Origin of the sequence: Companilactobacillus keshanensis, assembly GCF_003946205.1 — a bacterium.
In the GTDB taxonomy this organism is placed as follows: domain Bacteria; phylum Bacillota; class Bacilli; order Lactobacillales; family Lactobacillaceae; genus Companilactobacillus; species Companilactobacillus keshanensis.
In genome coordinates this window covers 118495-138881 of the sequence record NZ_RHOS01000003.1, presented here as the reverse complement: position 1 = coordinate 138881, position 20387 = coordinate 118495, and the positions used below count along the sequence as shown (strand labels likewise).

The window sequence follows — 20387 nt, the reverse complement described above, 5'->3', positions numbered from 1 at the left end:
GGGAAATCATGGAAAAATATAATCCATTAACGGACAATTTGACCCATTATCTCTTTTTCACTGGTAAAGGCGGTGTCGGTAAGACTTCTGTTGCTAGCGCCACTGCTCTACAACTAGTAGACCATGGTTTTAAAGTTGCCATGGTGTCTACTGACCCAGCAAGCAATCTACAAGACGTCTTTGAAATGAAACTCGACAATAAGTTAATCAAAGTCGATCAGGCCAAAGGATTACAATTAGCTAATTTTGATCCAGTGACTGCTGCCAACGAATATAAGGAAAGCGTGCTAAACCCTTATCGTGGAAAATTGCCTGATTCTGCCATTAAAAATATGGAGGAACAACTCTCCGGATCATGTACAGTCGAAGTCGCTGCCTTCAATGAATTCGCCAATTTTTTGACTGATCCACAGATTGACAATAAGTTTGATTATATTATCTTTGACACCGCACCAACCGGTCACACAATCAGAATGTTGCAACTACCTTCTGCTTGGAACAATTATTTAGATGAAAATGACCGTGGAGTGTCTTGTTTGGGACAACTTTCAGGATTAAATGACAAGAAGAAGATGTACGAAAAAGCTGTTTCTACTTTGACAGACTCTTTAAAGACAACTTTGATATTAATAACTCGTCCTCAAAGAGCCTCACTAAAAGAAACAAAACGTTCCTCAATGGAATTAGCTAACATTGGTATGAATAATCAAAAACTAGTTATCAACGGTGTCATGGAAAAATTTGATGATGATTTATCTGAAGGCATCTTTAACCAACAGAAAAACGATTTATCTGAATTTGAAGACTTTATCAACAAGTTAACAACTTCTAAAGTTCCTTTGCGTCCTTATGATATTTCTAGTTTGAATCATATTCGACTAATGCTAGATTCAAAACAGCCCGAAGAATCCGATATTACCTTGCCTGAAAATAATTATCAAAATATTGATGTTATTGTTAAGAATTTGATAGAAACTGATAAAAAATTAGTCTTCACAATGGGAAAAGGTGGTGTTGGTAAAACTACCGTTGCCGTTCAAATCGCAAATAAAATGGCCCAACGAAATAAATCGGTTCGTTTAATAACAACCGATCCAGCTGACCATCTATCATACTTTAATATTTCTGACCCTAATATTCATATCAGCCATATCGACGAAAAGTCGGCTCTCAAAAAATATCAAGCTGAAGTTTTAGAAGACGCTAGAAAAGCTTTAAATTCCGATGATGTTGACTATGTCGCTGAGGATCTACGTTCACCTTGTACTCAAGAAATTGCTATCTTTAGAGAATTTGCAAATCTGATTGCTGATGATAAAGATGATGTTGTCGTTGTCGACACGGCACCAACTGGACATACCTTATTATTACTAGATTCAACACAAAGATATGCTCAAGAAATCAAACGTGCTTCTGGCGAGATCCCTCAGTCAATGATCGATCTGTTGCCTAGATTGCAAGATCATAATCAGACCGAGATCGTGATGGTCACACTTCCTGAACCAACACCATTTTACGAATCAATGCGTCTAAATGACGATTTGAATCGTACTAAGATCGCCCATACTTGGTGGATAGTAAATCAGAGTTTCTTTACTTCAAAGACAACCAATAAATTTCTCAAAGTACGTGCTAATAATGAAATCGAGTGGATTCAAAAAGTGGCAGACATTTCTGACGGCCACTTTGCAGTAGAAAAATGGAATCCTCATTTTGAAAAAGAACTGTTAAGTATTTAAAACTAAAAACTTCAATAATGCGACTAAAACTAGTCAATCTCATTGAAGTTTTTTAATTTATTTTAATACGTTTAAATATGGATCCAATAATGAGTCCAATAACTGCTGGTACGATCCAACTTAATCCGATATCAGACATTGGTAAATAGTTATTAAGGTCTATTAACCAATCTATTTGTAAATTCTTAGGCATAACCACTGCACCAGATAAAATTGCCGGAATAATTGTAAATAGTGTCGTTATACCATAAACCCAGCGTGAATCCCCTAATATTGGTGACAAAACTGCCAGCAATATTAAAACGATTGCTAAAGGATAAATGAACATCAGCACTGGCGTTGAATATTTAATAATGTTAGTCAAACCGACATTAGCGAAAATACATGGTACAACACTTGCAAAGATGATCAAAAATCTATATGAAAGTTTAGGAAACATATCGTGGATCGATTCACCAAAGGCGGAGATCAATCCAATCGCCGTTTTCAAACAAGCAATTATTACAATTAAGGCTAATAAAATACTACCAAATGATCCAAAGTAATAATTAAAAATTTGAGCCAGTGTGATACCGCCATTTTCGGCTCGAGCAAATTGTCCCAAACTCATCGTACCAATCAAGGCTAATAGTGAATATATTGCGCCCATCAAAACTACACTGATAACGCCTGACTTGATCGTATCTTTAGCAATTTGAGTAGGCTCGGTCACACCTAGATTCTTTATCGCATCTATAACGATTGTTCCAAAAGCCAATGAGGCCAGAGCATCCATTGTATTATATCCTTCAGTAAACCCACTTAAAGCTGGACTAGACGCATAGCTTTTAGTCGCTTGAAACGATAAATTTCCCATTGGTTTGATCAGCGCGACCAGAATCAGAATGCCAAGTAAGATCAAAAATATCGGAGTCAGCCATTTGCCAACATAAATCATCAATTTACTGGGTTTGCGAGCAAAGAACCAGGCCACTAAGAAAAACATCACTGAAAAAATCGCTAAAACTAACTTACCTTGATCATCATTTATAAACGGCATGATCCCCATTTGAAAAGACGAAGTTGCCAGTCTTGGTGTTGCAAAAAATGGTCCTATCGTTAAATAAAGTAAAATGGTGAATCCATAGGCGTATGGACGATTGACCTTTGTTGCCAATTCAAACACATTGTTGCTACGAGTCATTCCCATACCCGCGACCCCTAATAACGGAAATCCGATCCCAGCAATTAAAAATCCAATAATAGCCAAAGTCACTGTACTACCAGCCTGTTGTCCTAGAAAAACCGGAAAAATCAGATTGCCCGCTCCAAAAAACAATCCAAACAACATTGATCCTATAAATATCAAATTACGCCATGATAATTTTGATTTCATTTTAAATTAAACTCCCTAAAAAAGCACTATTAACAAGATACCAATTTTTCAAAATTTAATACAGCTTTTTTAGATTAAAACGTATTCTTCAACTTTAAACTTTTATAAATTTTAAAAGTAGAATAGAATGAGATTAATTCTGGGAGATGATGGCATGAAGCATGTTGGAACTATACCGCTTGAAACTGACCGCTTAATTTTACGACGATTAACGATCGAAGATTCTGACGAAATGTTTACTAATTGGACCAGTGATTATAAAGTCACTAAATATTTAACTTGGCATACCTATCAGTCAGTCGAAACGGCCCAAGATTTTTTGATTCAAATGGAAAAAGACTACTTTGATTTATCTACATATGTCTGGGGTATCATGATCAAAGAAACACACGAATTGATCGGTACTATTTCTGTAGTCGATATCGACGAAAAAACCTATACCATGGAATTAGGCTATTGCATCGGTTCACTGTGGTGGGGGCACGGATACGCCCCTGAAGCTTTGGAAAGAATTATCGAGTATCTATTCGATATGACCGATGTCAATCGTATCGAAGCAAAACACGACGATAACAATCCTAATTCTGGACGAGTTATGACTAAGTGTCATATGAGATTTGAGGGGATCTTGCGTGACAAAGGCTTAAACAATAACGGCGTTTGTGATGAAGTTTGTTATTCTATTTTGCGTCGAGAATACGGGTATTGATTTTTCCGCCTACGGTTTTTAGTAATTCCACCTGTTGCCGGACCATCTTCAGCCAAGGTCTGAAGATGCAATTCTTAGCTTTGCTGACGCAAATCTCAGAATCGTTCATGTCGTAAGAACCGAAAACACCGTTCCAACGCCATTTTGGCAACTGGTTCCTTTACTAAAAATCTCCGGCTATATAACATCATAAAATATTAATATATTATCTCTTAAGTTATATTGTTTTAATGGATATAACCTGAGGGATATTTTTTTAATTTTAGATACAAAAAATCCTCAATAAAGACTGAACAATTTAGTCCAATATTCATTAAGGAATATATTTACGTATTAAACTGAGCCTAGTTTACGTAGGCCCCACTATATTACAATTTAGAAGTTAATTTAACATCTGGATATTTATTAGCAAACCAATTCTCAGCAAATCTATTTTCAAATAGGAACAATGGTTGATCATCTAAATCTTTAACCAACATATTACGTGTTGAGGACATTGATGGATCAAGTTGTTCAGGATCGATCCAACGGGCTGTTCTGGAACCGATTGGCTTCATCACAACATCACAGTTATATTCGTTCTTCATTCTGAATTGGAATACTTCAAACTGCAATTGACCAACGGCACCCAAGATATAGTCATTAGTTGTATAAGTCTTATACAACTGAACGGCACCTTCTTGGACAAGTTGTTGCATTCCCTTATGGAAAGATTTTTGTTTCATAACGTTTTTAGCTTGAACTTCCATAAACATTTCTGGTGTAAATTGTGGCAGATCTTCAAATTGAACTGACTTTTTACCAGTATAGATCGTATCACCAATCTGGAAATTACCAGTATCGTATAAACCAACGATATCACCGGCAACAGCTGTCTTAACTTGTTCTCTTTGATCGGACATGAACTCAGTAGCATTGTTCAAACGCATGACTTTACCGGTTCTTTGTAACGTTACATCCATACCCTTTTCAAATTCACCAGAACAGATACGTACAAAAGCGATTCTATCACGATGATTAGGATTCATATTAGCCTGGATCTTAAAGACGAAGGCCGAAAATTCTGGATCATCTGGTTTAATAACGTCATCACTGTCTTGCATCTTATGCTCAGCTGGTGCCGGTGCCATATCAAGGAACGTATCCAAAAAAGTTTGAACACCAAAGTTTGTCAAAGCTGAACCGAAGAAGACAGGTGTTTGACCACCATTTTGGATCTTTTCAAGGTCAAAAGTATTTCCGGCCTCTTTAACAAGATCAACTTCACCCATTGCTTGTTCATAAACCCCTTCGCCTTCTAATTCTTCATTTCCAGCAGGAAGTTTTCCATCAGTTAATGGCAAGTAACGATCATCGCCTTCTTTACGATAAAGTTCAACACGATTATTGGCAATATCATAAAGCCCCTTTAATTCCTTACCCATACCGATTGGCCAGTTCATTGCACAACCTTCGATATTGAGCAGATCTTCTAATTCGGCAATCAAATCTAGTGGATCACGACCATCACGGTCTAATTTATTCATGAAAGTAAAAATTGGAATACCACGTTTTTTAACAACTTTAAATAATTTCTTAGTTTGAGGCTCGATACCCTTAGCAGAATCAATAACCATTACCGCAGCATCAACCGCCATCAAAGTACGATATGTATCTTCTGAGAAGTCCTCATGTCCTGGTGTATCTAGGATATTAACGTCCTTATCGTGGTAATGAAATTGCATAACAGAACTGGTAACAGAAATACCACGTTTCTTTTCGATCTCCATCCAGTCACTGGTAGCAAATTGACCAGATTTTTTGGCCTTAACAGTACCTGCAGAACGGATTACCCCACCAAAATAGAGCATTTGCTCTGTAATTGTTGTCTTACCGGCATCCGGGTGAGAAATAATCGCAAATGTTCTACGTTTGTTAACTTCATTTTCTAATTGTTTTTGTTCCATATTATCTCCTAGTAACTCTTCTTAAACATGTTGCTTGTAACTATTTTTATTTTTTCATTGGGGATGGTTACAATGACATCCTCAATCTTTGATCCATCCATTTTACCTGAAGTGATCTCGATTCCATCTTCCAAAGTAAAGGACTTGGGATGATTATTATCAGGAATTTCACCGACATTCATAATCAAGAATCCCGCAATTGTGTCAACATCATCAACATGAATATCTTCATCAAACATGTCGTTGAAATCTTCGATCGACAAACGACCAAAGACTGAATACTTATCAGGACTTAGTCTCTGATAATTTGATGTAGCTTCATCATATTCATCATCGATCTCACCGACGATTTCTTCTAAAATATCTTCGATCGTAGCCAAACCAACGATTCCGCCATATTCATCGACGACCATACTGATTTGTGTCTGAGTACTACGCATCTTTAATAAAACTGCATCAATATTAGTTGATTCCTGAACAAATAAGGGGTCTGTAATAATGTCAGTTAAATTAATATTATCAAAACCAGTCGCACGAGCTTTTTTTAGTAGATCTTTAATGTGTACGATCCCGATAACCTTATCTTTATCCCCACCATAGACCGGAATTCTAGAATATGGCTGGTTCAAAATAGCATCGATGTTTTCATCGACGGGATCATTTATATCAATCATGAATGCATCGATCCGAGGAACCATGATCTCCCGAATCGTTTTGTCGCCGAAGCGAATAATTCCTTGCAACATTTCAAACTCATCAGAATTAATCGTTCCACTTTGACGTGATTTTTGGATAGTAGCCAACATCTCATTTCGAGACACTGGTTCATTTTTTTGACTAAAATCAATTGGTGTGATCTTCATTAAGAGCTCAATCGTAGCAGTTAACAACCAAACAAATGGCTTTAAGAATTTCCCAAAAATGGTAATCATTGGTTCAGTAAAACTTGCTACTTGATAAGGACTATGTAAGGCGATCCTTTTGGGATATAATTCACCGAATACTAGTGATATGTAGGAAAGTATCACTGTAATAACAATAATAGAAACTTCTCGACTACCCGAGAAAGTTCCAATCAAACTTTCAAACTTAACACTTAAACTCGTTGCGGCACTGGCAGATGAAAGGAAACCTGCTAAAGTAATTGCTACTTGAATAGTTGATAGAAAACTATTTGGATTATTTATTGCTTTTAAAACTCTAGCAGCACGACGATTTCCGTCGTTCACTTTCTCCTCCACCTTGGTTTTATTAACCGAGACAATTGCCATTTCGCCAGCAGCAAAAAAAGCATTCAAAAGTGTTAGAACAACAATTAAGATCAATTGACCTAAAAGCGTCGCTCCGGTAGGATCATCACTCATTAAATTTCCACTCTCTTTCATAAAGAACTTTAAACAAAATTGATAGAATCATTATAGCAGGTGTTAAAGTTTTCAACAATAAAGCTTTTTCATGCTAGAATTAAGATATTAATAGATTTGAGGTCCTAATAATGTCTAATAAGAAAATTGCAGTCATTTATCTTTTCTTTTTCATCATCCCTTACATTGTCTGTATGGGAGTAGTTGGTATCGCTTATAACGCTCTAGTCTTACACGCTCTAACGTGGCGAGTCATTGCCGGTGGTGTTGTCGGTGCTTTTGGAATGTTTGCGGTAAAAGTTATCTCCCAACGTCCTGTTTTAATTATGTATCGTTCATCGACAACTAAATTTCTCAAAGGACTATTAAATTTCTTTATTCTTGAAAGAAAAAGAACTACTATCGGATTAAATTTAATTGTCGATTTTCTTTTATCGATCGCTAGTATTTACATTGTTGCAAAATCAGTTCCACTCTCAACAATTATTGGCTCCGCTATTGGTTGGTTGGTTTTAACTCTTATGGTCTCACTAACGATTGCTTCATATATGGAATTTGATTCACTCTCAATTTATACAAGTAAAAAGAAAAATGAGAAATAAAACACTTGACTTAGAGAATTTTTAATAATAGTCTGTAAACAAGAAATTAATCAAGGGAGGTATTAGACATGAGAAATTTAAACACTGTAAAACAAATGCAAGCTTGTTGTTGTGTAGTAATGATGCAAAATACATTACTATACTATTTCAGCATGCCTAATACCACTCTCAATTAATAAACACGTAGTGTAAAAAATTAAGGAGAGCTGACATTAGTCAGTTCTCCTTTTTTTTATACCTACAGAAAGGGAGAAAATTTATGAGTTGGGAAATTATCAAACAAAGCTTGCCAATGTTTCAACAAGGTTTTGTCTTAACACTTTACTTGTCGTTGATTGGGATCGTTGGTTCAGCAATAGTTGGTATAATTTGTAGCTTGGTCCAATATTTCAAAGTTCCAGTTTTAGACAAAGTGCTTCAAGTTTATATCGAAATTTCTAGAAACACGCCGTTATTAATTCAGTTGTTCTTCTTGTACTACGCTTTTCCAGCTATGGGAATCAAGTTAAGTGCCCAACTTTGCGGAATCATCGGTTTGATTTTCTTAGGTGGTAGTTATATGGCAGCGGGCTTTAGTGGCGGCTTCAATGGGGTCAGCAAGAAACAAGTTGAATCCGGTAAGGCTATCGGACTTAGTCGCTGGCAGCTAGCAAGATACATCGTCTTTCCACAAGGATTCGCATTAAGCATTCCTGCTTTGGCTGCAAACATAATCTTCTTGATCAAGGAGACTTCGATTTTTACTGTCATTGCAATACCAGAATTAACTAATACAGCACTGGATTTGATTGGTTTGTACTACAATTCGAATGAATATTTATTCGTCTTAGTGGTTGCATACGCAATCATCTTAATTCCGTTATCACTTGTTTTGACACTGTTGGAAAGGAGGGTCCGCTATGGTACATTCGGGAATTAACGTTTTATTTCAGGGAACAAATTTCATGCGTCTGCTCCTAGGAATGTGGACAACTTTTAAAATTGCCGCCATTGCCATCGTGATCGGTTTGATCATTGGAATTATTTTAGGAATACTGCGAACTTTTCATAACAAGTTATTAAGATTTATCTTACGGATCTATCTTGAATTCTTTCGAATCGTTCCAACAGTAGTTTTATTATTTTTGTTCTATTATATTTTACCCAGACAGATGAATCTTCACATGCCAGGCACTCAAGTGGCAATGCTTGTCTTTGCCTTATGGGTCGCCGCTGAAATGAGTGATATCGTCAGAGGTGCTTTGATCTCAGTACCGATCCACCAAAAGGAATCCGGGTTGGCAATCGGTTTGACCCGTTTTCAACTTTATCGTTATGTATTAGTACCACAAGCAGTATCGCTGGAACTTCCAGCTACGATCAATTTGATAACGCGTGTTATCAAGACAACATCTATCTTGATGCTTATCAGTGTCATGGATGTGGTCAATATTGGTCAACAAATTGTTGAAGCCAATAATCAAAAATATCCGACCGGAGTTTTTTGGATATATGGATTAATATTCTTATTATATTTCTTGATCGACTATCCGCTATCTTGGTGGGCGGGAAGATTAGAAAAGAAGAGATTGGAGCAAACAAATGGCGAATGAAGTTTTAAAGGTTGAACACCTTGAGAAATATTATCAGAAGAAACACGTTTTACATGATATCAATTTCTCCATTTCTAAGGGCGAAGTTATTACATTACTTGGACCTTCGGGATCAGGTAAAAGTACCTTGATCAGATGTCTTAATGGTCTTGAAGACTTTAGAAATGGTGAGATAACTTTTGAAAATAAAAAAGTCGTCCCCAGCGAGAAGAATTGGCAACAGTTAAGGCAAAAAATTGGAATGGTTTTTCAAAGCTATGACCTCTTCCCTAACCTAACTGTTTTAGACAATATCATGTTGGGACCAACAAAAGTACAAAAGAGAAATGTTGAGGAAGTAAAGAAAGAAATCGATGAATTACTAGAGAAAGTCGACTTGCTAGATTACAAAAATGCCTACCCACGACAATTGTCTGGTGGTCAAAAACAACGTATCGCCATTGTCAGAGCACTCGCCTTGCATCCAGAATTTATGCTCTTTGATGAAGTAACTGCATCACTTGATCCAGAAATGGTCCGTGGCGTTTTGAATATCATTCAAGATCTAGCAGATCAGGATGATATGACGATGATAATTGTCACGCACGAAATGAATTTTGCACAGCAGATAGCTGATCGAGTTTTATTTTTGAAGGACGGCAGTATTCTTGAAGATACTCCAGGGAAAAAATTCTTCAAAGATCCAACCACTGACCAAGCTAAAGAGTTTTTACAAAGTATGGATTTTTAATTTTTATATATTGGGGGAAATATTATGAAGCATAAAATATTAGTTAAATTACTCGCACTAGTTGGTATCATTGCCAGCATAAGTTTGGTTCTTGCAGGATGTGGTTCTTCATCTAGTGCCGACAGCAACAATCCTAGCAGTGTTGAAAAAATCAAAAAACGTGGTACTATTCGAGTTGCTGTCTTTGGCGATCTGCCACCTTATGGTTGGGTAAATAAAGATGGTAAACGTGTTGGTTACGATATTACTTTAGCCAGAAAAATCGCTAAAGATCTGGGCGTTAAGATCAAATTTGTTCAAGTAAACGCAAATAACCGTGTTGACGCTTTGAACTCTAATAAAGTAGATATCGTTTTGGCAAACTTCACCGTTACACCAGAAAGAAAAGATGTCGTTGATTACGCTAAAGCTTATATGAAGGTTTCTGTCGGTATTGTTTCACCAAAGGACAAACCAATCACTAGCGCCAGTCAACTACAAGGGAAGAATTTGATTGTTACTAAGGGTACAACTGCTGAGAATTACTTCACTTCTAAACAAAAAGATGTTGATCTCTTGAAATTTGATTCTAAAACTCAACAATTCAATGCCTTAAAGAATAATCGTGGTGTTGCCTTGGCTGATGATAACTCGTACTTATATGCTTGGGTAAAAGATAATCCTACCTATACTGTAGGTATAAAGAATATCGGACCTAATCAATACATCTCACCTGCTGTTAAGAAGGGTAATAAATCATTACTGAACTGGACTAACAAGGAAATCAAGAAACTTAACAAGCAAAGCTTCTTTACAGATGACTATAATAGTCAACTAAAGCCATATTTTGGTGACGAAGTCAAACCATCAGACATCATTTTGCCACAAAAGTAAAATAAAAAGACATATTCTTTCTATGATATTCTTATTTATGAGAAAATAGAAAATGGAAAATTTTTATATTGGGAGATTATTTAAGATGAAGAAACGAATTGCACTAATTATAGCTGCTGCATTTGCCTTGATTTTGGTCTTAACTGGCTGCTCAAGTAATAATGCTAACAACGACACTAAAACAAAGGGAACATTGACTGTTGGACTTGAGGGAACATTTGCACCTTATTCATATCGTGAAAATGGTAAGTTAAAAGGATTTGAAGTTGAATTAGCTAGAGATGTTGCTAAAGAATTAGATTTGAAGGTCAAGTTTGTACCTACAAAGTGGGACTCACTTATCGCCGGATTAAACTCAAAAACATTTGACGTTGTATTCAACAATGTTGCTATCAACCCTTCACGTGAGAAGCAATATATTTTCTCAACACCATATATTTACTCAAAATCAGTTATCGTTACTAAAAAGGACAATACTGAGATCACATCTATCGACGATGTTAAAGGTAAGAAGTTAGGTGAAGGTACTGGTACTGATAACTACAACAAGGCTAAACAATTTGACGCCGATGTAGTTCCATCATCAGATTATCAATCAACACTATCAATGATCGACCAAGGCCGTATCGATGGTACTATCAACTCTAAAGAATCATTCTTAACATGGAAGAAAGACGGTCACAAGAATACTGACTTGCACTATATTGAAATTCCATCTGACAAAATTGCTACATCTAAGATCGCACCTATCTATAACAAGAGCTCAAAGCACTTGCGTAGCAGAGTTAACAAGGCACTAAAGAAGCTTGAAAAAGATGGTACATTAACTAAGTTATCTAAGAAATACTTTACAGATGACATAACTAAAAAATAATTTCTAATTTAAGTCAGCGAGAGGAGCACTCTATTCCATGTGGAATATTATTATATCGTCGCTTCCGGAAATGATTGGAGCTATGCTTCAATTTACAATTCCTTTAGCCGTCATATCATTTATTCTAGGTTTAATCCTAGCCGTTTTAACAGCACTAATTAAATTTATCGAGCCCAGTGAAAATAAGGCTATCCGTTACCCTTATTTAGTATTACGTGCTATTGCCAACTTCTATGTTTGGTTATTCCGTTCAACACCGCTACTAGTTCAATTGTTCATCATATTCTTTGGACTTCCAAGTATTGGCATTCAATTATCGGCCTTTACTGCTGCCGTGATCGGGTTTTCATTGAACACTGGTGCCTACGCATCTGAAACCATCCGTTCTGCTCTAATATCTGTGCCGCAGGATCAATGGGATGCCGCTTACACATTGAACTTTTCAACTAGACAAACATTGATGAAAATTGTTTTGCCACAAGCTGTAAGAATCGCTTTGCCTCCACTATCTAACTCATTTATTGGTTTAGTAAAGGATACATCTTTGGCTAGTTCGATCACTATTTTGGAAATGTTCCAGGTCAGTCAGCAGATCACAGCTAAAAACTATCAACCATTGTTGATGTATACAATAGCTGCCGCACTCTATGCAATTGTCTGTTCACTACTAAGCTGGTTGCAACACTACCTAGAACGCAGAACATCTAAATACGTGAAAGGGAGTGAAGCATAATGATCTCAATGAAAAACATCATTAAAAAGTACGAGGGTAAAACCGTTTTGAATGACATCAGTGTGGACTTTCCTAGTGGTAAAACTTCGGTTATCCTTGGACCTTCAGGTTCAGGTAAATCGACTTTACTACGTTCATTAGACTTGTTGGTCCGTCCTGAAAGCGGAACAGTCAGTTTTTCAGACCTAACAGTTAATTACGCCGAGCCTATCAACAAAAAAGATAGCTTCAACCTTCGTCGTAAAACTAGTATGGTCTTCCAAAACTGGAACCTCTTTCCTAATTTGACGGTTATAAATAACATCACAGCTGCTCCGATCACTGTTCTAAAACAGTCCAAAGCTGAGGCTGAAAAGAATGCCAAGTCACTCTTAAGTCAGGTTGGTTTAGCAGACTTAGAGGATCGTTATCCTAGCCAACTATCTGGGGGACAACAACAACGTATTTCTATCTGTCGTGCGCTGGCTATCAATCCAGAGTATATTTTGCTTGATGAACCTACTAGTGCTCTTGATCCTGAGCTGGAAACACAAGTTTTGAAGATCTTGGAAAAGCTTGCTGGTGAGGGTCAGTCAATGGTTATCGTTACTCATAATATGGAATTTGCACGTTTAGTTGCTGATAAAATCGTTTTTATTGAAGACGGAAATAAAGTATTTGACGGTGAAACAAAAGAATTCTTCGAGCATCCATCTCCTAGAATCAAGGACTTTTTATCCGGGATTTCACTTGAAGCTGATAATTAGGAATCAAAAAAGACCACATAAGTGGTCTTTTTTTTGTATATCGAGCAATCCTAATGGTGCGACAATTCATTGTATCGTTGCATCCACAGATCAACATAAGCCTGCGAGAACGGACCCTTGCCTTTATCAATCCAATCGATTAAAACGTCGACATTATGATGTAAAATCGTATCTATTTCTGGCGGATAATTCCACATTTGGCTGTGAGCTGCATATTCGTCCACATCTAGTAAACGCTTCTCTCCGTCAGGAAAGACCTTAACATCTAAATCATAATCAATATATTTGATAGCCTCTTTATCTAAAGCAAATGGTGTCGCTAAATTGCAGTAATAAGAAACCCCACTCTCGCGAATCATAGCCACTATATTGAACCAGTAGTGCTTGTGAAAATAAACTAACGCTGGTTCTCTTGTAACCCAACGTCGACCGTCAGATTCAGTAACAAGAGTGTTCTCATTACAACCAATAATTTCGTTTTCACTTGTCTTTAACACCATTGTTTCACGCCAAGTACGATGTAAATGACCATCATGCTTATAACTCTGGATTGCCACGTAATCTCCTTCTTTAGGGATCTGCATAAATTACCCAGCTTTCCAATTCTTGTTCACGAAAAATTATAACAGAGCTGTGAAACAAATAAAAGCTAATATAGAGTTAATTGGCTTCTAATCTGACCTGCTTTTACAATTTTCTGTAATCGTTTTACTTTATTCCTTATTTCCATAATAAATTGCGTTAACCTTTGTTATTATTAAGTTGTTTAACTATGGAGGGGAACTCACATGAATAGAAAAGAGACTACATATAATATCGGATTAGATATCGGTACTAACTCTGTCGGATGGGCAATAACTGATAATAATTATAATTTGCTAAAAGCAAAGAAGAAAAATCTTTGGGGTGTTCGGCTTTTTTCATCGGCCGAAACTGCAGAAGATCGTAGACTAAATCGTTCTGCTAGACGAAGATATCGCAGACGGCGCAATCGACTTAATTGGTTAGATGAACTGTTTTCAGACGAACTATTTAAAAAGGATCAAGGATTCCTAAACCGAATGAAACATTCTTGGGTATCTAAAAAAGATTCCACTAGAATGCGTGACAAATACAATCTATTCATAGATGAGGATTTTAATGATAAAGACTATTTCGAAGAATATCCAACAATTTTTCATTTGAGGGAACGATTAATTGAAGATAAAACACAGGCTGACATTAGATTAGTATATTTGGCAATTCATAATATCTTAAAATATCGTGGTAATTTCACCTATGAACATCAAAATTTTGATGTCTCCAAAATGAATGAAGATCTGGAGAATGTTTTAAAAGAATTTAACTCAGACCTTAATTTCTTTGGAATATCGCTTTCTGAAGAGACTAATTTCAGCAAAATTAGTTCTGTTCTTCTTAAAAAAGACTGGAGTCCCAGCAGTAAAGTTACAAATATTCTTAATCAAATCGATACAACTATTATTACCAAACCAGTCGCAAAGAATATTTTTAACTTATTAGTAGGTAATAAAGTAGACTTAGTTAAGTTTTTTAACTTAAATACATCTGAAGATGTTTCCCTAAAACTATCCTCATCAGCCGTAGAATCAGATATGCAAAAATGTGAAGAAACATTGGACGAGGAACAATTAGCACTAATAAATTCAGCAAATGCCATTTACAGTACGATTGTTTTAAATGAGATCCTCGACGAGCACACTTATATAAGTTCCGCCAAAGTGGAGATATATAAGAAACATCACGAGGACTTAGCTGCATTAAAAGACCTCCTCAGAAGAACCGATGATGATAAATTAGTCTCCTCGATAAAGGATTCTTATAGCAAATATATTCAACCAGGAAAATACAGTGTTGATGATTTTTACAAAGATCTTAAAAAATATCTAGCAAAAATAGATGATCCCATATCAAAAGATGCCTTAGAAAAAATTGAAAATAATAATTACCTATTAAAACAAAGAACTAGAGACAATGGAGTTATCCCATTTCAATTAAACGAAAATGAATTGATCAAAATCATTGATAATCAATCGACTTACTATCCGTTTTTAAGAGAAAATAAATCAAAGATTCTATCACTAATAAACTTTAGAATCCCATATTACGTAGGACCACTTAATGTTAAAAAAAGCGACTTTTCTTGGATGGTCAGAAAAGAACCCGGTGCGATCCGTCCATGGAATTTTGATGAAAAGGTTGACCGTGAAAAATCTTCTAACAATTTCATCCGTAAAATGACTTCAACTGATTCCTATTTAATTGGAGAACCTGTTTTACCAAAAAATAGTCTGATATATCAAAAATATGAAGTTCTGAATGAATTAAATAATGTCCGTATCGTAAATGACTCTGAATCAACGGACAAAGGTGAACGTTTAACTGTTGAGATGAAACAGTCGATCTATAATGACCTGTTCAAAAAACGAGCCACAGTCACGACTAAGCAACTAATAGATTGGCTGATCAAAGAAAGTTATTCCACATCGACTTCAATTCGTGGACTTGCCGATAAATCCAAATTCTTATCCAGTCTGGCGACTTATCGTAAATTTGTAAGTATTTTTGGAGAAGAATTCGTTAATAAGCCTGAAAATAACAAGCAATTAGAAGAATTGGTTGAATGGTAAACTGTATTTGAAGATAGAGAAATCTTAAAATTAAAACTTCAAAATTCTGAATATAATTATTCTGATAAGCAAATAAACAAGGTTGTTCAGATCCGTTATCAAGGATGGGGAAAATTATCTAAAAAACTTCTGACAAGCCTAGTAACTTCTGGAAAAATTGGAACTGAACATCAACCTGTTAATCATTCTATCCTAGATTTAATGTGGTTAACCAGAAGTAATTTTATGGAAATAATTAACGACAACAAATATGACTTTGACAGTCAGATAAAAGAACATAACATAAATGATAATGACGAAAAATCTCAATTAGATATGGTAAACGAATTACATGGTTCACCAGCTATTAAACGTGGAATTTGGCAATCACTAATTATCGTTCAAGAATTGTCTAAATTTATGAAACATGATCCTAAAAATATTTTCATCGAATTCACTCGTCAAGATCAAGATTCTAATATTACACAATCTAGATTCCAGCAATTGACCAAACGATATAAACAAATGAAAAGCATCGCAGCTAATTTAGGATCAGATTTAAAATCTGCACTCTACCCAACTAAGGAACTTGAAGACTTGATGAAGGAACGTAAAGCTGCACTTTCAAATACGCGATTAATGCTCTATTTTTCACAGATGGGTAAAAGTTTATACAGCAATTCTGAAATTGATATAAATAGACTATTCACGACTGACTATCAAATCGATCATATATTGCCTCAGTCTTACATCAAAGACAATTCTTTAGAAAATATGGCTCTAGTCAAAGCACACGAAAATCAGAGAAAATCAGACGATTTGTTACTCACACCAGATATTATCAACGAAAATATTCGTCGTTGGCAATATCTAAAAGATTCTGGACTAATGGGACCTAAGAAGTTTGCCAATTTAACTAGAACTGAAGTCACTGAAGGACAACGCAAAGGATTTATTAATCGTCAACTAGTTCAAACCTCTCAGATGGTTAAAAATGTTGCCAATATCATTGATTCTTCATATCCAGATACTCAAGTCATCGAAACCCGTGCAGGATTAGGATCTGAATTTAGAAATGCATTTAGTAATTTAAATGAGCAAACATACCATTTTGAACATCCAGAATTTGTTAAAAATAGAAATATTAATGATAATCATCATGCACAGGACGCCTATATAGCAACTATCGTAGGAACATTCCAGTTAAAAAAATACCCTAAAGATAATATGCGACTAGCCTACGGTGAATATTCAAAATTTTTTGAGGATATAAAAAAACAGGCACGCAATAGAAATGGCAAAGTGCCTGGTTACTCACAAAATGGATTTATCATTGGATCTATGTTTAACGGAAAAACACAGGTAAACAAAGACAATGGTGAAATTATTTGGGATCAAAAAATCAAGGATAGTATCAGTAATATATTCAAATACAAGCAATTTAACATCACTAAACCTACAAGAATATATGACGGTGCTCTTTTCAATCAAACAATTCAAACACCTGATAAGAACAAATTGATCCCACTAAAACAAGATCTTGATCCACATATTTATGGTGGATATACAAGTGATAAGCCATCCTATTCAGTCTTAGTAGATATAGATGGTAAAAAGAAGTTAGTTAGCATCCCCACTCGAATCGACCATGAAATTTCAATTGGAAAAGTAGAACTGGTGAAATGGATCTCTGATAATACTAAACATAAAAAAGAAATTCAGATACTTATTGAGAAAGTCCCATTAGGACAACTAACTTATAGCCAAGATAAAGGTTACTTATCTTCCCCTTCCGCCACTGAAATGGTTAATGCGAGACAACTTCTATTGCCATTTGAAGAAGTCGCTTTATTGAGTCTATTAGATAAGTCTTCTACTGATAATTATCGTTTTATATTGAGCCAGTATGAACCTGATTATTTAGCAAATATCTATTCACATATCATTGCTAAAATGAAAGAATTTTATCCATTCTATAAATCAGAGGCCATCCGTTTAGAGGATAATATCGATGCCTTTAAGAGTCTTGATAATGAAAAACAGTTAAATGTTATTTCACAGGTTTTGAATCTGTTACACGCGAATTCTACTTCGGCCAATTTAAAGTTTGGAAAAATTTCCACTAGCTCGTTTGGTAGGAAGCCTAATGGATACGAATTCTCAAACACAGACTTCATCTATGAATCACCGACTGGATTGTATAGATCTATCATTCATATCGAGTAAAAAGGCATAAAAAAAGACCCCCACGCGAGAGTCATCAATTAAGATTATTAACATAAATGTTGATTTTAACTCAGTAAGTCACTTCATTTAGTTTAGAACATGTATATTGTAATTTATTTTAACTAATATAGCAACGTCTAAGGAGCTTATTATGGGATGGAAAACAGTATTTATTTCTAGTAAATCAAAGTTGAGTTATAAAGCAAACCATATGATCATTCAAACAGCCACAGATATAAAAGAAATGCCATTTAGTCAAATTGGATGCGTAGTAGTATCGACAACTCAGACTGTCATCACAAGTTATCTAATTGCCAAGTTAATGGAACAAGATATCAAAGTCATATTCTGTGATAACGATCATGATCCATGTTCAGAACTGACCCCCTACTACTCCAATATTAAAAGAAATCAGAATATTGAAAAACAGATTTCTTGGACTATTTCGAAAAAAGAACAATTATGGACGGAAATAGTAACTAATAAAATTGAAAATCAAATTCAAATAATGAAGGCATTCCATTTGGATACCACCGAAGTTATTGCAGAGTTAGATCAAATAGAAGACAATGATCATTCCAATCGAGAAGCAATAATCGCCATGAAATATTTTCCAGCAATCTTTGGCACTAATTTCACCCGAGGTACACATGATGAAATAACCAATGTAATGCTTAATTATGGCTATACAATATTACTATCAACGATTAATCAGGAAGTTGTCTCACAAGGATATTTGACCCAATTAGGTATCCATCATCACAGCCTCCAAAATGATTTCAATTTATCCAGTGACCTTATGGAACCTTTCCGACAATTTTTTGATTTAGAAGTTCTTAAACTCAGAGATGAAGAATTTAATTTAGATACCAAATTAAGGCTGATCGACGTCTTAAATCATGAAATTAAATATGATGGCAAGAGTTATTTGATTAGAAACGCAATAACTAAACATATTCAATACTGTTTCAAATTTATGGATTCCAAAAAGGATTCCTTTATAAAAGTAGGTATTCCTGATGAGGTGTAGAGTGATGAGATTAATGGTTATGTTTGATTTACCGACTTTAACAGCATCTGACCGAAGAAACTATCGTCAATTTCGAAAAAATTTAATCAATGAAGGATTCATTATGATGCAAGAATCAATCTATACTTGCGTAATAATTGATAAACAAGCAGCTAGACTATTAGATAATCGAATAACCATGTATGCTCCAACCAAAGGAATAATTCAATCAATCATCATCACAGAAAAGCAGTTTGAGGCAATAAGATTCATAGCCGGTGATAAGAACGATGAACCCGAAAATAAATTTGATAGGATCGTGGTTATATGAGTAATGAGACTATAACGATATTCCCATATACTCCATTTAATATAAATAGTGGGATTACTTTTTTGAATTTCCAATCCAATGATGAATTCTCTAAATTAATATTCCAATTGAACTCTTTAAAAAATGGAGAAACATTTCTTGATGATATCGATCAGTATGTTCATTTCTACACCGATCCTGATGATAAACTAAAAGCGTCCTTAAGCAAAGTAGCACTTATTGGCGAATTAACTAGTTATAACATCAATTCCATCAGCAATATCAAACTTGTATTAAAGAAAATGATTTCTGATTCTATCATCTACAAAAATAAAAGTGATCAAATTAACCAAAATTTAAATGACCTAATAATGAATATGGTCAGTGGTTACGATGAAATATTTGATTTTGAATTAGCACCAGGATTAGAAAAGCTTGTTAAATCTAAAAATCTCAAGATGGACACTAGTAATTGGCAGAACTATTATGATAAGCTTCAGTCAGTTATAGAATTTTATGTAGATTTCAGTAGTAAAGAAATGTTAATATTTCACGGTTTAGAACGCCTTTTAAATATTAATCAATTAAATGAATTGAATGATTATCTAAAGGCCAATAAAATAAGCGTTGTAAGTATAGAATCCTACCCAATGGTCATAAAAAACGATAAAATAAATTTTAGGATTTATTCTATTGATGAAGATCATGTTAGATTTGATACTTAAAGTTAACGTTAAGTAAGTGGTTTTAGAAGTAAGTCATTTCATTTAGTTAAGAACCCACCACCATTGATATAAATAAATATGTTAGGTTTTAGAAGTAAGTCATTTCATTTAGTTAAGAACCAATAAGGAGGTGAAATAATGGCTCAAGTCGGTTTTAGAAGTAAGTCATTTCATTTAGTTAAGAACCTAATAGTGCCAATTAAAATG

Annotated in this window: 17 protein-coding genes, 1 pseudogene and 1 CRISPR repeat array (1 of these 19 running past the window's edge); of the genes and pseudogenes, 14 read left to right on the top strand and 4 right to left on the bottom strand. The window is 35.1% G+C overall.

The features are described from left to right. The first annotated feature begins 8 nt into the window (after positions 1 to 8). Positions 9 to 1739 carry an arsenical pump-driving ATPase gene (gene arsA, locus EKM64_RS03095; protein ID WP_125675499.1) on the top strand — a complete coding sequence of 577 codons (1731 nt, stop codon included), beginning with the start codon at positions 9 to 11 and terminating at the stop codon, positions 1737 to 1739. Positions 1740 to 1791: 52 nt separating this feature from the next. Here arsA and brnQ read toward each other — a convergent pair whose 3' ends face one another. Further along, positions 1792 to 3114 (bottom strand): branched-chain amino acid transport system II carrier protein, encoded by a 1323-nt coding sequence (gene brnQ / locus EKM64_RS03090; protein WP_125675497.1) that lies wholly within the window; start codon positions 3112 to 3114, stop codon positions 1792 to 1794. Between the two features lie 127 nt (positions 3115 to 3241). On the opposite strand from brnQ, the gene EKM64_RS03085 reads away from it, so the two are divergent. Further along, complete coding sequence (locus EKM64_RS03085; protein ID WP_225420935.1) at positions 3242 to 3823, top strand: GNAT family N-acetyltransferase; 582 nt, start codon at positions 3242 to 3244, stop codon at positions 3821 to 3823. 368 nt (positions 3824 to 4191) lie between these two features. On the opposite strand, the gene EKM64_RS03080 is transcribed toward EKM64_RS03085, so the two are convergent. Further along, positions 4192 to 5769, bottom strand: a complete 1578-nt coding sequence (locus tag EKM64_RS03080; protein WP_125675495.1) for a peptide chain release factor 3 — start codon at positions 5767 to 5769, stop codon at positions 4192 to 4194. An 8-nt stretch (positions 5770 to 5777) separates the two neighbouring features. Beyond that, positions 5778 to 7154 (bottom strand): hemolysin family protein, encoded by a 1377-nt coding sequence (locus EKM64_RS03075; RefSeq protein WP_225420934.1) that lies wholly within the window; start codon positions 7152 to 7154, stop codon positions 5778 to 5780. Between the two features lie 110 nt (positions 7155 to 7264). Between EKM64_RS03075 and EKM64_RS03070 the strand changes: the two genes are divergently transcribed. From EKM64_RS03070 to EKM64_RS03035, 8 genes are all read left to right on the top strand, one after another. Continuing rightward, a complete protein-coding gene (locus EKM64_RS03070; RefSeq protein ID WP_125675491.1) occupies positions 7265 to 7735 on the top strand; it encodes a hypothetical protein in 471 nt (156 codons plus the stop codon). 259 nt (positions 7736 to 7994) lie between these two features. Next, complete coding sequence (locus EKM64_RS03065; protein ID WP_125675489.1) at positions 7995 to 8654, top strand: amino acid ABC transporter permease; 660 nt, start codon at positions 7995 to 7997, stop codon at positions 8652 to 8654. Further along, positions 8635 to 9327 carry an amino acid ABC transporter permease gene (locus tag EKM64_RS03060; protein WP_125675487.1) on the top strand — a complete coding sequence of 231 codons (693 nt, stop codon included), beginning with the start codon at positions 8635 to 8637 and terminating at the stop codon, positions 9325 to 9327. Before EKM64_RS03065 ends, EKM64_RS03060 begins: the two co-directional genes overlap by 20 nt. Continuing rightward, positions 9317 to 10057, top strand: coding sequence for an amino acid ABC transporter ATP-binding protein (locus tag EKM64_RS03055; protein WP_125675485.1), 741 nt, complete (start codon positions 9317 to 9319; stop codon positions 10055 to 10057). Before EKM64_RS03060 ends, EKM64_RS03055 begins: the two co-directional genes overlap by 11 nt. A gap of 24 nt (positions 10058 to 10081) precedes the next feature. Then, positions 10082 to 10930 (top strand): transporter substrate-binding domain-containing protein, encoded by an 849-nt coding sequence (locus EKM64_RS03050; RefSeq protein ID WP_125675482.1) that lies wholly within the window; start codon positions 10082 to 10084, stop codon positions 10928 to 10930. 85 nt (positions 10931 to 11015) lie between these two features. Beyond that, positions 11016 to 11804, top strand: coding sequence for a transporter substrate-binding domain-containing protein (locus EKM64_RS03045; RefSeq protein WP_125675480.1), 789 nt, complete (start codon positions 11016 to 11018; stop codon positions 11802 to 11804). A gap of 37 nt (positions 11805 to 11841) precedes the next feature. Then, the gene (locus EKM64_RS03040) at positions 11842 to 12537 is read left to right on the top strand and encodes an amino acid ABC transporter permease (RefSeq protein WP_125675478.1); all 696 of its coding nucleotides are present in this window, start codon (positions 11842 to 11844) and stop codon (positions 12535 to 12537) included. Next, the gene (locus EKM64_RS03035; protein ID WP_125675476.1) at positions 12537 to 13283 is read left to right on the top strand and encodes an amino acid ABC transporter ATP-binding protein; all 747 of its coding nucleotides are present in this window, start codon (positions 12537 to 12539) and stop codon (positions 13281 to 13283) included. Before EKM64_RS03040 ends, EKM64_RS03035 begins: the two co-directional genes overlap by 1 nt. A 50-nt stretch (positions 13284 to 13333) precedes the next feature. Here EKM64_RS03035 and ntdP read toward each other — a convergent pair whose 3' ends face one another. Next, positions 13334 to 13867, bottom strand: a complete 534-nt coding sequence (ntdP, locus tag EKM64_RS03030) for a nucleoside tri-diphosphate phosphatase (RefSeq protein ID WP_125675474.1) — start codon at positions 13865 to 13867, stop codon at positions 13334 to 13336. Between the two features lie 204 nt (positions 13868 to 14071). Between ntdP and cas9 the strand changes: the two are divergent. The 4 genes and pseudogenes from cas9 (at position 14072) to csn2 (ending at position 20180) form a co-directional block, all read left to right on the top strand. Further along, positions 14072 to 18136 (top strand): annotated as a pseudogene (gene cas9 / locus EKM64_RS11510) (type II CRISPR RNA-guided endonuclease Cas9). 151 nt (positions 18137 to 18287) lie between these two features. Further along, positions 18288 to 19166 carry a type II CRISPR-associated endonuclease Cas1 gene (gene cas1, locus EKM64_RS03015; RefSeq protein ID WP_125675468.1) on the top strand — a complete coding sequence of 293 codons (879 nt, stop codon included), beginning with the start codon at positions 18288 to 18290 and terminating at the stop codon, positions 19164 to 19166. Positions 19167 to 19170: 4 nt separating this feature from the next. Then, on the top strand, positions 19171 to 19476 hold the full coding sequence (gene cas2 / locus EKM64_RS03010) for a CRISPR-associated endonuclease Cas2 (protein WP_125675466.1): 306 nt from the start codon (positions 19171 to 19173) through the stop codon (positions 19474 to 19476). Continuing rightward, on the top strand, positions 19473 to 20180 hold the full coding sequence (csn2, locus tag EKM64_RS03005) for a type II-A CRISPR-associated protein Csn2 (RefSeq protein WP_125675464.1): 708 nt from the start codon (positions 19473 to 19475) through the stop codon (positions 20178 to 20180). Before cas2 ends, csn2 begins: the two co-directional genes overlap by 4 nt. A gap of 19 nt (positions 20181 to 20199) precedes the next feature. Continuing rightward, positions 20200 to 20387: direct repeats of the CRISPR family, unit length 36 nt; unit sequence GTTTTAGAAGTAAGTCATTTCATTTAGTTAAGAACC; it runs 970 nt beyond the window's last position.

Excerpts from the sequence above, each read along its gene's own strand:
- arsA (WP_125675499.1), top strand. The coding sequence starts at position 9 with ATGGAAAAATATAATCCATTAACGGACAATTTGACCCATTATCTCTTT.
- brnQ (WP_125675497.1), bottom strand. The coding sequence starts at position 3,114 with ATGAAATCAAAATTATCATGGCGTAATTTGATATTTATAGGATCAATG.
- EKM64_RS03085 (WP_225420935.1), top strand. The coding sequence starts at position 3,242 with ATGAGATTAATTCTGGGAGATGATGGCATGAAGCATGTTGGAACTATA.
- EKM64_RS03080 (WP_125675495.1), bottom strand. The coding sequence starts at position 5,769 with ATGGAACAAAAACAATTAGAAAATGAAGTTAACAAACGTAGAACATTT.
- EKM64_RS03075 (WP_225420934.1), bottom strand. The coding sequence starts at position 7,154 with ATGAAAGAGAGTGGAAATTTAATGAGTGATGATCCTACCGGAGCGACG.
- EKM64_RS03070 (WP_125675491.1), top strand. The coding sequence starts at position 7,265 with ATGTCTAATAAGAAAATTGCAGTCATTTATCTTTTCTTTTTCATCATC.
- EKM64_RS03065 (WP_125675489.1), top strand. The coding sequence starts at position 7,995 with ATGAGTTGGGAAATTATCAAACAAAGCTTGCCAATGTTTCAACAAGGT.
- EKM64_RS03060 (WP_125675487.1), top strand. The coding sequence starts at position 8,635 with ATGGTACATTCGGGAATTAACGTTTTATTTCAGGGAACAAATTTCATG.
- EKM64_RS03055 (WP_125675485.1), top strand. The coding sequence starts at position 9,317 with ATGGCGAATGAAGTTTTAAAGGTTGAACACCTTGAGAAATATTATCAG.
- EKM64_RS03050 (WP_125675482.1), top strand. The coding sequence starts at position 10,082 with ATGAAGCATAAAATATTAGTTAAATTACTCGCACTAGTTGGTATCATT.
- EKM64_RS03045 (WP_125675480.1), top strand. The coding sequence starts at position 11,016 with ATGAAGAAACGAATTGCACTAATTATAGCTGCTGCATTTGCCTTGATT.
- EKM64_RS03040 (WP_125675478.1), top strand. The coding sequence starts at position 11,842 with ATGTGGAATATTATTATATCGTCGCTTCCGGAAATGATTGGAGCTATG.
- EKM64_RS03035 (WP_125675476.1), top strand. The coding sequence starts at position 12,537 with ATGATCTCAATGAAAAACATCATTAAAAAGTACGAGGGTAAAACCGTT.
- ntdP (WP_125675474.1), bottom strand. The coding sequence starts at position 13,867 with ATGCAGATCCCTAAAGAAGGAGATTACGTGGCAATCCAGAGTTATAAG.
- cas1 (WP_125675468.1), top strand. The coding sequence starts at position 18,288 with ATGGGATGGAAAACAGTATTTATTTCTAGTAAATCAAAGTTGAGTTAT.
- cas2 (WP_125675466.1), top strand. The coding sequence starts at position 19,171 with ATGAGATTAATGGTTATGTTTGATTTACCGACTTTAACAGCATCTGAC.
- csn2 (WP_125675464.1), top strand. The coding sequence starts at position 19,473 with ATGAGTAATGAGACTATAACGATATTCCCATATACTCCATTTAATATA.